Consider the following 12,148-nt stretch of genomic DNA (forward strand, 5'->3'; position numbering starts at 1 on the left):
TCAAGGCTTTTCTGCGCTGTGTGTAAAAGCTAAATGCTTGAAAATACGAGCCTCTGAGGTGATTATGAGACCCTATGTCCACGACCAAACTTGATTCTATTAAAGATACAGCCCTGGCGGCTTTTAAAGCTGCTCCCACCTCTAAAGACCTCTATGATCTCAAGGTTCAATACCTGGGAAAAAGTGGTTCTTTGACTGAGATTATGAAAGAAATGGCTTCTTTGCCGAAAGAGGAAAAACCTCTGTTTGGTAAAAAGGTGAACGAAGTGAAGCAGCTCCTTGAAGCCGCTTACACGGAGGCCGAAGAAGCTTTAAAGAAAAAAGAAATCTCGGCAAAAATGGCGGCCGAAGAAATCGATCTGACCTTGCCTGCAGCAGCGCAAGCAAAAGGTTCTGCTCATCCGGTCAATATCGTCGTGGAGGAAATCTTCTCGGTGATGTCACGTTTGGGTTACAGCGTTCGCACGGGCCCACTGATTGAAAAAGATTACTATAACTTTGAGGCTTTGAATATTCCGGCGGATCACCCTGCGCGCGATATGCAAGACACTTTCTTTATCGACAAAAGCCATGTGCTGCGCACGCACACGTCTCCGATTCAGATTCACTCTCTGGAAACCGAACAGTTGCCTTTGCGCGTGATTGGTACGGGGCCGGTTTTCCGTTGCGACAGCGACATTTCGCATCTTCCGAACTTCCATCAGATTGAAGCTTTGTGTGTGGATGAGAAAGTCTCTATGGCGGATCTGAAGGGCACAATCAGTTTCTTTGTTCGTGAGTTCTTTGGTCCGGGCTTGAAAACAAGATTCCGTCCGAGCTTTTTTCCCTTCACTGAACCATCGGCAGAAGTGGATTGCTCTTGCCCTATTTGTAAAGGCAAAGGCTGCAGTCTGTGTAAGCATTCCGGCTGGATTGAAATCGGCGGTTGCGGACTTGTGAATCCGAAAGTGTTTCAAGCCGCAAAAATCGAATATCCAAAATGGCAAGGTTTTGCGTTCGGCTTTGGTGTTGAACGTATGGCAATTATTAAATACGGCATCGAAGACATTCGTTTGTTCCCTGAAAATGATGTGCGTTTCTTAAGGCAGTTTGTAAAATGAAGATCAGTTTAAAATGGCTCCAAGATTATGTTGATGTGACGGAATTCTTTCAAAAGCCGGAAGAGTTGGGCGAAGCTCTGACTCGCGCCGGTCTTGAAGTGGAAGAGATCACCAATCGGGCAAAAGACTTTAACCACGTGGTTGTCGGTCACATCCTGGAAAAAGATAAACATCCGAATGCGGATAAACTTTCCTTGTGTCGCGTATCTACGGGCGAAGGTGTTGTGCACCAAATCGTTTGTGGGGCGCAAAATCACAAAGCCGGCGACCGTGTGATCGTGGCTTTGCCGGGAGCTGTGTTGCCGGGAAATTTCGCGATTAAAAAGTCAGCGGTTCGCGGTGTCGATTCGGCAGGGATGCTGTGCTCTTTGAAAGAACTGGGCTTGGCTAAAGAGTCAGAAGGCATTGCCATTCTTCCTGCGGACGCCCCCGTCGGAAAACCATATGCCGAGTACGCGGGCTATGACGACATCACTTTTGAATTGAAAGTAACGCCCAATAGAGCGGACTGCTTAAGTCACTATGGTTTGGCGCGTGAAGTGGCTTGTCTATATGGAAAAGAATTGAAGGCTCCGACGGCGGAACCCAAGGTCAATTCTCAGTCGACAAAAAGCGAAATTTCTTTGGATGTGAAGGCCTTTGATTTGTGTCCTCGCTATACGGGTCGTTACCTGAAGGGTCTTAAAGTGGGGCCTTCGCCAGCATGGCTGGTTCAGCGTCTTGAAAGTGTGGGCATGAATTCGATCAACAACATCGTCGACGTGACAAACTACGTGATGATGGAGTTGGGACAGCCTCTGCATGCTTTTGATGCTGCTTTTATCGCGGGGAAAAAAGTGATTGTGGATCGGGCGACGAAAGGTGAAAAATTCATCACGCTGGATGGTTCAGAGATCAGTTTAACCGGTGAAGAGCTGACAATTCGTGATACTTCTCATCCGGCCTGCCTTGCGGGTGTTGTCGGCGGCAAGAATTCGGGTGTGACAGAGGCCACGACAGAAGTTTTCCTGGAATCTGCTTACTTTCTGCCGATGAGCGCACGCAAAACTTCGCGTACTCACGGAATTGATACAGATTCAGCCTACAGATTTTCCCGAGGCGTTGATCCGGATGGAGCTCTTCGCGGTTTAAATCGTGCAACGGCCCTGATTTTGGAAGTTGCTGGTGGCGAAGCTTTTGGCGATCACCATGATTTTTATCCAAATCCAGTGAAAAAAGCGCCTGTGACGATTGCGGTGCAAACGGTGACGGACCGTTTGGGTTACCAGGCGGAAGAGCACAAATTCGTGGATTTTATGAAGCGTTTGGGATGCCAGTTGGAACAAGCGGGGGCAGGTACTTACAAAATTCTTCCTCCCACCTTCCGTTTTGATCTTGAGCAGGACATGGATTTGGTTGAAGAGTACGCCCGCCTCAATGGCTATGAACACATCCCCGAGTCCTTGCCGGTGTTTAAGACAATGCCGTCACATCACGACAAGGGATTTATGTTGAACCGTACAACAAGCGAGTTGATGCGCGCAGAAGGTTTCCAACAAGCCGTGAACTTTGCCTTTGTCGGTTCTAAAGGGGAAAAAGCCTTTTTGGGTCCCATCGAAGCTTTGAAGGCGGCGGGCTTGTCCGTGTCAGGCAAAGAGATTCGCATTATGAATCCATTGAATGAAGAAATGGATGTGATGAGAACTTCTTTAAGCTTTGGTCTTTTCAAAAATCTGAATACCAACTTCCACGCGGGCAATATGCAAGGACGTTTGTTTGAGATCGGCAGTTCTTTCTTTATGAAAGACGACGGAACTTATGGCGAAACCAGTCGTTTGGGCTTGGCGCTATGGGGACGTGCCGCGAATCTTTGGAACAAGTCACTGGATTACCCTGTGGTGTTTGAACTTAAAGCAGCGGTTGAAGTGTTGCTGAAGTCGTTGAATATTTCGGCTTATACCTGGGTCACACCGACAAACAAGGTGGAAGTACCCGCGTTCTTGCACCAAGGGCAATATGCGCAACTTTTGGTTGAAGGAAAAAAAGTTGGTTTTATTGGTACACTTCATCCGGTTCTTCTAGATGATAATAAAATCCGCGTGCCTGCGGTATTAGCTGAGCTTGATTTAGATCAGCTTTATAAGGGGCAACCTCGCCCTTACCGCATCCAAAGTATTTCCAAGTTCCCGGTGGTGGAGCGCGACTTCGCGTTCGTGATGCCAAAAACTTTGAAAGTGGGCGATGTGCTTAAGGATATTCGCAAAGCCGCGGGTTCGCTGCTTGTGAACGTGGATGTCTTTGACTTGTACGAAGGCGAAAAAATGGAGCCGGGTCAGAAATCCGTGGCGATTCGCCTGTGGCTTCAAGATAAAAATGCCACGCTGCAGGAAGCGCAAATCGCAGAGACGACAAATAAGGTGCTAGAGAGCTTGAAAAAGAATTTTGATCTTTCTGTGAGATAAATTCTTGATTGTTTTCAGTTACTTGTTACCCTTTGTAAGAGAAATGGTTAATCCCGCCTGAAGCACCCAGTGCGAGGGCGGAAATGGAGTATAAATCATGGCTGGCCAGAACTTAGGTAAATCAACGGTGACTAAGGCCGATATCGTCGAGAACGTCTACCAAAAGATCGGCTTCTCGAAAAAAGAAGCTTCCGAGCTTGTTGAGCTTTGCTTCGATACTTTGAAAGACGTTTTACAAAACGGCGACAAAGTTAAGATCTCTGGTTTTGGTAACTTCGTTGTTCGCGGCAAGAACGAGCGTATTGGTCGCAACCCCCAAACAGGGGAGCAGATCAAGATTTCCGCTCGCCGTGTTCTTACGTTCCGTCCTTCGCAAGTTTTAAAAGCGATGTTGAACGGGGAAGAGTACGCTCACTTAAAGGATGAGGACGATGATGACGACGACTATGATGACAACGAATAGCGAGCCAGACCAACTCGAAATAGAAAGTTCCGAGTTGTCTTTGGGCGACAGTCACGTTGATTTCGTGGAAGAGTCGGCAGCAGTTCCGGTCATTGCGACCACTCCGATCTCGATTCCTGCGATGCTTTGTGATGACAAGCTTTTGGAAGAGATCAATGCGATTCCTGATAAAATGGGATTTAAGATTGGCGATGTTGCCGAGATTCTCGGAATCAAGCAGTACGTTCTTCGTTACTGGGAAACTGAGTTTGAAATCCTTCGTCCCAAAAAAGCTTCAAACAATCAACGTATGTACACACGAAAAGATGTGGAAAACGCTTTGTTGATCCGAAAACTTTTGCACCGGGATCGTTTTTCAATTGAGGGTGCAAGAAACGCGATGAAGGAACTCAAAGCTCACGTCCGTAAAGAAAAGGACATGAGTCAGGTGATTCATAAGCTGGAAAACTTCAACGACACGGTTGAAGAGCTGATTATGGATATCCGTCGCGTTCGCCAAATGTTCAAATAGGGGCCTTTCTTAGCCCCTTTTTTTACGGGTCTTTATTTAAACTTTCCGATATCTGCGGATATTGGCGAAGATCCCCTCGCAGATGTTTTATCAGAATCTGCTCTATTTTTGCCATTTCCTTGCCGTGCTTTTTATGAAAAGTCAGATACAAGGGGACTTCTGTAAACACAGTGTCACTGGAGCTAATTTTATCCTTAGCCCCGGGATGCGCAATGACGGCGCTTTTTCCGACTTCCTCAATCGCAATAAAATAGTCCACTTTGCCCTCTAAGAGGGCGGTCACGTTATGCAAAGGATTATTTGAGTTAATAAAGCTGAGGTTTCTGCGCAAAGCCTCTGCTTCGATGGATTTATTAGCAGAAGAAATGGAGCCCTTGTACTTTGCCAGGCCAGTGTCTGAAAAGTCGTGATTTTTAAATCGGGGATTTTCTTTCAAATAGAAAATCCGACTTTTGGTTTTGATCAGGGGGAACGACGTGGAAATGGTGTGCTTCCGACCCTTTTTAATATGAAGATCGTCATACAGAATGCCATCGATTTTCCCCGCCAGCATTTCTTCGTAAGGCACTTTGCCCGCAGTGACTTTGGTTTGCGTTTCAAATCCCGCATCCTTCAAGGCATTAGAAACAAGTTTTTGATATTCCACGATGGCGCCGACTCTTTTGATTTGAAAGGGTACTCCGAGCGTCAGAACTTTTTCCTGCGCATAAGAAGAAGAGAACCAGAGTGAAAGTGTAAGAAAGAGTTTTACCACAAAAAATAGTTTACACTGAAATTGTCCGATATTCAATTTGTCTTCTCTCTAATTTTTATGGGGACATTTTCTCTGCGTCCGAGGTGCTCCCGAGGGATCGGCTTTTATTTTAATACAAGGTGTTCGCTGTGATTCTCATTGAGTGTCCAATTTCTTGTGTATAGAGTAGCCTCATGAAAAATAAAACACCAATTCCGAGAGCTCCTCAAAAATTGAAAAATCTTGAACTGCATGGGGATATTCGTGTCGATCCCTTCTTTTGGTTACGCGAAAAAGAAAACCCTGAAACTTTGAAGTATCTCAAAGCGGAAAATGCGTACTACGAAACGCACATGAAGCCGCTGAAGTCTTTGAAGGATAAGCTGTTTAAAGAAATGAAGGGGCGGATCAAGGAAGATGACTCGTCTGTTCCAGCCCCTTATGATGATTTTCTTTACTACACTCGTTTTAAAAAAGGAAAGCAGTACTCTTACGAGTGTAGAAAACCCAAAGCCGGTGGCAAAGAAGAAATTCTTTTGGATCGAAACGCCTTGGCGAAGGGTAAAAAATATTGTGATGTTACGGCGGTCAAGGTCAGTCCCGAACACGATCTTCTGTCTTATTGTGCTGATTATGATGGCTCTGAACGCTACACGGTCTATTTCAAAGATTTAAAAACCGCTAAACTTTTGCCGGATACGATCCCGAATTGCAATGGCTCGGTCGCATTCGCCGAAGACAACGAAACAGTTTTTTATGTGCGCTTGGACGAAAATCGCCGTCCTTATCAGGTATACCGTCACAAACTTGGTTCGCCAGTTGAACAAGATGAGCTGATTTATCACGAACAGGATCCGAAGCAATTTCTTGGTCTTAGGAAGTCCGCATCGCATAATTTTATTTTCATAGGCAGTTACGGCAAGATCACTTCGGAAGTGTGGTGTGTGGACGCTCACAACCCGAGTCTTCCTGCGCGTTGTCTGCAACCGCGGATCGAAGGTTTGGAATACGATGTTGAGCACGCTGGGGATAAATTCTGGATCCGCACCAATTTAAATGCACAAAACTTCAGAATAATGACCGCAGATCTTTTGCGGACAGAAAAAGACCAGTGGAAAGAATTCATTCCTCATAAACCCGAAATCTTTGTCGATGAATTCCATCTGTTCAAAAACTTCCTGGTGCTTTCCGAGCGTGAAAACGGGCTGCCGCAAATTCGCATCTGCGATTTGCAAAAACAGAAAGATCATACAATCAAGTTTAAAGATGCGGCGTTCAGTGTCGTCGTGGCCCCGGATAATTATGAATATAAAACCGAGACGGTGCGATTGAACTATTCATCGCCGATTCAAGTGCCCACAGTTCTTGAATACAATATGCGCACGAAAACGACGAAGACCTTGAAGACCAAACAGGTGAAAGGGCATAAATCTTCGAACTATGTGTGCGAAAGGGTTTGGGTGCCAGGGCATGATGGCGTGCAAATCCCTGTGGTTTTGACTTATAAAAAAGGACTAAAAAAAGACCAGACACATCCGACTTACCTCTATGGTTATGGTTCTTATGGTGCCATTATTCCTGATGGGTTTCCTGAAAGGCGTGATATTTTTCGACTGGTCGATCGCGGCGTTGTCTTTGCCATGGCCCATATTCGCGGGGGTGGAGAGATGGGACGAGCGTGGTACGAAGAGGCAAAATTCCTGAAGAAGATGAACACGTTTAAAGATTTTATCGCGTGTGCGGAATACTTGAAGAAGAAAGGTTATTCGCATCCCCAAAAGCTCGCGATCGCCGGAGGGAGTGCCGGAGGCATGCTGGTCGGAGCTTGTATGAATATGCGCCCTGATCTTTTTAATGTCGTCGTGGCCCATGTGCCCTTTGTCGATGTGATTAATACCATGTTGGATAAAGATCTTCCTCTGACGCAAACTGAGTATAAAGAATGGGGAAATCCTGAGGATAAAGAGTACTACTTCTATATGAAGTCGTATTCGCCCTACGATAATGTGGAAGAAAAGAATTATCCGACTTTGTACGTGACTTGTGGCCTGAATGATCTGCGAGTCACCTATTGGGAGCCCGCAAAGTGGGTCGCAAAATTGCGCGATAGAAAGACCGATGACAATTTGATCGTGTTTAAAACCAATATGGGGGCCGGGCATTTCGGAAGCACGGGGCGTTTTGATCACCTGTACGAGAATGCAGAAGAATACGCCTTTGTCTTAAATCAATTTGGCATCAAAAAGTGATTTGATTTAAAAACCGTCTGCTGGCGCTTCAAGCTGTCTGACTGTGGTCAAAAAATAAACTGATAGAAATAGTAAACCCGGACTTCTCAATTCAAAAAAGGAGTTCGGGTTTCTTTTTGTCTTTTTGCTTGCAAGTGGCTTTCACTCTTGCAGCATGCAAAAAAGCTTCTCATCCTGGAAGGACGAAGGAGTTTTTATGAAAATCCAGTTCGTCATACCTTTTGCTGTCTCTCTGTTTTCTTTTGTCGCAAGGGCGGACTGCCAGGATGTCTTAGCGCGCGACTTTAACGGCGATGAAGCTGTGACGATGACATATCTTCTCAAGAATTCGAACTTTGCGAAAAAGACCAACGTCGGCTACGACATTGTCTGGACACTCGCGGAACTGCAGTGTGTGCAGACGATCCGTGGTGTGAATACGGATTTGCTGCCGACATTCAGTTGTGCAAAGCCTGCCAAGGCGGGCTTACTGGCATCTAAAATGTTCTTTGAGGCTCTTTCTGAAATGGGTGTGATGCCCGAAGGTGGCATGAGTCACGTCAACATTGGGGCCAAGAATATTGTCTGTAAGGTGAATCGGAAAGGCGAAGGCGGTTATGCTATCAATCCCCGTTGTTCCGTGACGGCAATGTGGGCGGATGAGTGCGGGTACGGGCGGTAAGTTATTCAAGATGGCGATTCGCGGGAAGAGGTTTGGGCACCTATCTCAGTCGCTCAGTGAAAATGAAGTGGGCGCGGAAGGTGGCTTAAAGATGAGTAGAATCGTAGAGCCCCATTCCATACTAAAAAAGAGTGGTCTGCGTGACTGGATTTGAACCAGCGACCTCTTGCACCCCAAGCAAGTGCTCTACCAAGCTGAGCCACACGCAGATTTGTCTGTCAAAACAGTACTCGATGGCGTCGTATTGAACAAGCTCTCGCGCCGGTCGTCAAACAGGGTCTTTTAGAAAACCTAGACCTTTTGTTTCAATTACACATAATTTACATATTTGTTTGACAGAAGAATTACTACTTTATACCGTAATTGTGAGCTCAGTAAGAGCAAGATATTCAAAAACCCACAAATTTAGTCTATATATATGTAGATATATAATATCTAAAGGTCTATCTATAAATAGACGATAAGATATAATAAGTCTACTTATAAGTAGACCTTAAAGCGAGGATTCCGTGGGTGCAAAAACAGCAAAACTTCGTCGCCACCAGTTAGACCGTTTTTTTCATCAGAGCGAATCGGTCCTTACAACGAAAATCCCTAAGTACGGGTGGGTGAAAGAGATTCGCGAAGCTCTTGGTATGACAATGCAAGATCTGGGGACGCGGCTCGGTGTGATCAAACAGAGGATTGAGCGCATTGAAAAAGACGAGGTGGCCGGCAAGGTGACCTTGCAAACTCTGCGTGACACGGCGGAGGCCTTAGATTGTGAACTGGTTTATTTCTTGGTTCCGAAGGGGCAAGGGTTGCAAAAGCTACTGGAAACACAAGCTCTGAAAGCAGCCCGTGAGATTGTTAAGGACACGGAACACACCATGGGATTGGAAGAGCAGGATACTTCACGTCAGTCGCAGCAGCATTTGGTGGAAAGTGTCGCGGCTGAACTTTTATTGAAAGAAGATCGAAAGATATGGAGAAGTCAGCATGAAAATTCAAAGTCCTCCAGGGGCCACTCCTCTCGACGATGAAACTTTGCTGGGATTGATTCCCGGTCTGACAACGCACTCCGAGTTGGACGAGTATGAGGCCGCTGGAATTGCTCGCGCTCTTCTTTGGGCTTATGGCAGTCGTACATTGAAGAAAGATCTTCTTTCGGCTTCCGGTCTTTGTCTTCTGCATAAAAAAATGTTTCAAGACACCTGGGCTTGGGCCGGTACTTTTCGTCGACGTGAAACAAACATTGGTGTCACCCCCGAAAGAATTCAGAACGAACTGGGGCTTCTTTTAGGTGACGTCAAATATTGGTTGGCACATGACACTTTTTCGGTCGAAGAAATTGTGGCCCGGTTTCATCACCGCCTGGTATGGATTCACCCATTTCCGAATGGCAACGGCCGTTTTTCTCGTCTTGCCGCTGACTTGCTTATGGAGCAGGTTGGGCAGTCGAGACCCACTTGGGGAAAGGCAAATCTGGGAAAAATGGGACAAAAAAGAGCCCAGTATATTCACTCACTTCAAATCGCCGATCGCAGTGGAAGCTACGCACCGCTTATGGAATTTATGAAAAGCTAGAATAGTGAGTCTCTTCCACATCCTGTCATGGTAAACTTCTATTTTATCGGGAGAATTCATGAGACTTGAAGGCGGCATTAATTTTAGAGACCTCGGCGGTTATGAAACTTTTGACGGACGCAAAGTTCGTAAAGGCTTCTTTTTTCGTTCGGGCTCTTTGTCGCGCTTGACCCCTCAGGATTGTGAGTATCTGAAGGCCTTTTCTATTCAGCACATCGTGGATTATCGGGATCAGCACGAGGCAGAAAAGGACCGCGATGTTTTGTGGGAGGGCGTGCAGTATGAATGCTGTCCTGCCAACCCCAGCAGTCATGCGACCACCGCGGATCACAAAGATTTTTTTACTTCCGAAAGCTTGGAGGCCTTGCCGACAGATTATATGGAATCGCTGTACCGACAACTTCCTTTTGGCAATGTGGCTTATCAAAAGCTGTTTCATAAAGTGGAATCATTGAATGACGGGGCGTTGGTGCAACACTGTGCTGTCGGCAAAGATCGTACGGGAGTGGGGTCCGCCTTATTGCTTTTGTCTTTGGGGGTTCCGCAACAAACAGTTCTGCATGATTATCTCATCACCGAGCAGACCTTGCTGCCTTTCAAGTTGAAAATCCTGGCGACCATCGAGCCACGTATCAGTGCCAAAGCTAAAGAGCGTTTTGAGTACATGATGTCGGCCCAAGAAGACTTCCTGCAAACGGCTTTACAGGAAATCACGTCTCGTTACGGCAGCTATGATGCCTTCTTCGAGCGGGAATATGCCCTGACCGCGGTAGAACGCGATCAGTGGAAAAGCCGCTTTCTGGAATAACAAACTCTGTCTTAAATTGAGACGCGTCCTCTAGGAACTAAGGTCGAGAGCCGATAAGCTTCCTATGGATATGAATAACAATCAGGAAGATTACGTCGCGGTATCAAGGGATGAGTTTGTCGCCGGCATGCAAGTGCCTGTGGATATCTTTCTTAAGCTCTCTGAAACTAATTATGTGATGATTTTGAAAGAAGGAGCCAAGGTGCACTTCGATCAAATGCACTTTCCTGAAAAGGCGGAATGGCTGTATGTTCGACGCAGTGACTATCACAAATGCGTGGGACAAAGTCTCAGTATTGCCGGTATCGTGTTGGAAAGTGATAAAATAAGTTTCGAAAAAAAGACCGTCTTTTTATCCAAAGCGGCGGACTCGATCTTTAAAGAGATTGAACATCTGGGGTTCGATCATCAAGCCTTAGAACATTCCAAAATTGTCAGTCGTTCCATCCAAACATTGGTGGACAATAAGCCGGATATCTCCGCAGTTATCAACATGATGTCCAACCTCAATGACGAATTGATCCGCCATGCGATGATGGTCTCAGCGATTTCGGTGATCATTGCGCGAAATATGAAATGGACGCTAGCGCAGAATCTGGAAAAATTAGCTCTGGGGGCTTTGTTGCACGATGTGGGGATGAAAGAGCTTCCAGATGAAATTCTGGATACTCCTAGACATGCTATGAGCCGTGAACAAACGGCGGCTTATGAGTCCCACGTGTACCGTGGCGTGGAAATCCTGCGAAGTATGCCTTCCATCTCGGATGACATCATCTCGATTGTTCTGGAACATCATGAAAATGCGCCGGGGCAGGGATATCCGCGCCGATTGCGCGACATTAAAATGAATCCGTTTGCAAGAGTGGTGGCTTTAGCGGACTGCTTTGCTGATGTGGTGATGGAGTCTGTGAATAATCCCCATCCTAAAACACCGATTCAGGCGGTGGCCTATATCGAAATCACCTTGGGGCAGCCGTTTCATAAGCCGGCATTTCAGGCGTTGAAGCAGGCCCTGCAAGGACCTGCCGCCATCGCCGTCAAAAAAGTGATTTAGTGACGAACAAGCTCAGGAGCTTTTTCGTTGGCAAGATCATTTAAACAATCCACAAAGAATTTGCAGATAATGAATAAGTGAACTTGTTCATTGGCGGCCAAAGTCGGTTCCAACTCTGGAGACATGAAAAGTTCTTCGATGATGTAGTTGAGAATCTCGGGCTGACCTTCAGAATTGGATTTGGCCTGAAGATCGGCAATCATGTCATCATTCAACTGAAGGTATTTTTCAAACTCGGCTTCATTTTTTTCAAAGCGAGAAACCACTTCCTCTTCAGTCATGGCGCGAAGGTCTTTGTATTGGTCTTCAAAAGAGCGGTTCAGGATCAAAGCCATCATAAAACCCAAATCCTGGGCGCCTTCACTCATGTCTTCGATAAACTCCATAAAGAACCCGGCAAGGTCGGGCTGAACGTCAAAAAGATGCTGAGACGCTTTTTCAAGATCACTTTCTTCCGTGATGCCGCAGATATCATCAATTGAGTTTTGCACTGTTTGAAACGGAATTCTCTCCATCGCCGACCTCATTTTTTGCGCGTTTGTCTTTCCATTAAGCAAGAAAG

12 protein-coding genes and 1 tRNA gene are annotated in these 12,148 nt (G+C 46.2%); 10 read left to right on the plus strand and 3 right to left on the minus strand.

Features of this window, described 5'->3' with window-relative positions; all coding sequences use genetic code 11:
- Window positions 1-74 precede the first annotated feature (74 nt).
- The 4 genes from pheS to OM95_RS00105 all read left to right on the plus strand — a co-directional run bounded on the left by pheS (window position 75) and on the right by OM95_RS00105 (window position 4,515).
- Window positions 75-1,100: a phenylalanine--tRNA ligase subunit alpha gene (gene pheS, locus OM95_RS00090; protein ID WP_291515370.1), complete on the plus strand. Its 1,026-nt coding sequence runs from the start codon at window positions 75-77 to the stop codon at window positions 1,098-1,100.
- Window positions 1,097-3,541, plus strand: coding sequence for a phenylalanine--tRNA ligase subunit beta (gene pheT, locus OM95_RS00095; protein WP_041868934.1), 2,445 nt, complete (start codon window positions 1,097-1,099; stop codon window positions 3,539-3,541). Before pheS ends, pheT begins: the two co-directional genes overlap by 4 nt.
- 127 nt (window positions 3,542-3,668) lie before the next feature.
- Entirely contained in the window at window positions 3,669-4,004 is a 336-nt protein-coding gene (locus OM95_RS00100) for an integration host factor subunit alpha (RefSeq protein ID WP_041869158.1), read from the plus strand.
- Window positions 3,973-4,515, plus strand: a complete 543-nt coding sequence (locus OM95_RS00105; protein ID WP_291515371.1) for a MerR family transcriptional regulator — start codon at window positions 3,973-3,975, stop codon at window positions 4,513-4,515. Before OM95_RS00100 ends, OM95_RS00105 begins: the two co-directional genes overlap by 32 nt.
- Window positions 4,516-4,537: 22 nt before the next feature.
- Here the strand turns inward: OM95_RS00105 and OM95_RS00110 are convergent, their stop codons facing one another.
- Window positions 4,538-5,269, minus strand: a complete 732-nt coding sequence (locus OM95_RS00110; protein ID WP_041869163.1) for a transporter substrate-binding domain-containing protein — start codon at window positions 5,267-5,269, stop codon at window positions 4,538-4,540.
- Between the two features lie 173 nt (window positions 5,270-5,442).
- Between OM95_RS00110 and OM95_RS00115 the strand changes: the two genes are divergently transcribed.
- Complete coding sequence (locus OM95_RS00115; protein ID WP_041868936.1) at window positions 5,443-7,497, plus strand: S9 family peptidase; 2,055 nt, start codon at window positions 5,443-5,445, stop codon at window positions 7,495-7,497.
- A 196-nt stretch (window positions 7,498-7,693) separates the two neighbouring features.
- Window positions 7,694-8,158, plus strand: a complete 465-nt coding sequence (locus OM95_RS00120; protein ID WP_041868938.1) for a hypothetical protein — start codon at window positions 7,694-7,696, stop codon at window positions 8,156-8,158.
- 132 nt (window positions 8,159-8,290) lie between these two features.
- On the opposite strand, the gene OM95_RS00125 is transcribed toward OM95_RS00120, so the two are convergent.
- Window positions 8,291-8,367 (minus strand) — tRNA-Pro (locus OM95_RS00125).
- Window positions 8,368-8,667: 300 nt separating this feature from the next.
- On the opposite strand from OM95_RS00125, the gene OM95_RS00130 reads away from it, so the two are divergent.
- The 4 genes from OM95_RS00130 to OM95_RS00145 all read left to right on the plus strand — a co-directional run bounded on the left by OM95_RS00130 (window position 8,668) and on the right by OM95_RS00145 (window position 11,586).
- Complete coding sequence (locus OM95_RS00130) at window positions 8,668-9,180, plus strand: mobile mystery protein A (protein WP_291515372.1); 513 nt, start codon at window positions 8,668-8,670, stop codon at window positions 9,178-9,180.
- Complete coding sequence (locus OM95_RS00135; RefSeq protein ID WP_041868940.1) at window positions 9,137-9,724, plus strand: mobile mystery protein B; 588 nt, start codon at window positions 9,137-9,139, stop codon at window positions 9,722-9,724. Before OM95_RS00130 ends, OM95_RS00135 begins: the two co-directional genes overlap by 44 nt.
- A gap of 58 nt (window positions 9,725-9,782) precedes the next feature.
- Complete coding sequence (locus OM95_RS00140) at window positions 9,783-10,532, plus strand: tyrosine-protein phosphatase (protein WP_041868942.1); 750 nt, start codon at window positions 9,783-9,785, stop codon at window positions 10,530-10,532.
- Window positions 10,533-10,596: 64 nt separating this feature from the next.
- On the plus strand, window positions 10,597-11,586 hold the full coding sequence (locus OM95_RS00145; protein ID WP_041868945.1) for an HD domain-containing phosphohydrolase: 990 nt from the start codon (window positions 10,597-10,599) through the stop codon (window positions 11,584-11,586).
- Here OM95_RS00145 and OM95_RS00150 read toward each other — a convergent pair.
- On the minus strand, window positions 11,583-12,101 hold the full coding sequence (locus OM95_RS00150) for a hypothetical protein (protein ID WP_041868948.1): 519 nt from the start codon (window positions 12,099-12,101) through the stop codon (window positions 11,583-11,585). The genes OM95_RS00145 and OM95_RS00150 overlap by 4 nt on opposite strands.
- Between the last annotated feature and the right edge of the window lie 47 nt (window positions 12,102-12,148).

Origin of the sequence: Bdellovibrio sp. ArHS, from assembly GCF_000786105.1 — a bacterium.
Taxonomy (GTDB): Bacteria; Bdellovibrionota; Bdellovibrionia; order Bdellovibrionales; family Bdellovibrionaceae; genus Bdellovibrio.

Bases quoted from the DNA above. Each gene is read 5' to 3' on its own strand.
- pheS (WP_291515370.1), top strand. From the start codon at position 75: ATGTCCACGACCAAACTTGATTCTATTAAAGATACAGCCCTGGCGGCT.
- pheT (WP_041868934.1), top strand. From the start codon at position 1,097: ATGAAGATCAGTTTAAAATGGCTCCAAGATTATGTTGATGTGACGGAA.
- OM95_RS00105 (WP_291515371.1), top strand. From the start codon at position 3,973: ATGATGACGACGACTATGATGACAACGAATAGCGAGCCAGACCAACTC.
- OM95_RS00115 (WP_041868936.1), top strand. From the start codon at position 5,443: ATGAAAAATAAAACACCAATTCCGAGAGCTCCTCAAAAATTGAAAAAT.
- OM95_RS00120 (WP_041868938.1), top strand. From the start codon at position 7,694: ATGAAAATCCAGTTCGTCATACCTTTTGCTGTCTCTCTGTTTTCTTTT.
- OM95_RS00135 (WP_041868940.1), top strand. From the start codon at position 9,137: ATGAAAATTCAAAGTCCTCCAGGGGCCACTCCTCTCGACGATGAAACT.
- OM95_RS00140 (WP_041868942.1), top strand. From the start codon at position 9,783: ATGAGACTTGAAGGCGGCATTAATTTTAGAGACCTCGGCGGTTATGAA.
- OM95_RS00145 (WP_041868945.1), top strand. From the start codon at position 10,597: ATGGATATGAATAACAATCAGGAAGATTACGTCGCGGTATCAAGGGAT.
- OM95_RS00150 (WP_041868948.1), bottom strand. From the start codon at position 12,101: ATGGAGAGAATTCCGTTTCAAACAGTGCAAAACTCAATTGATGATATC.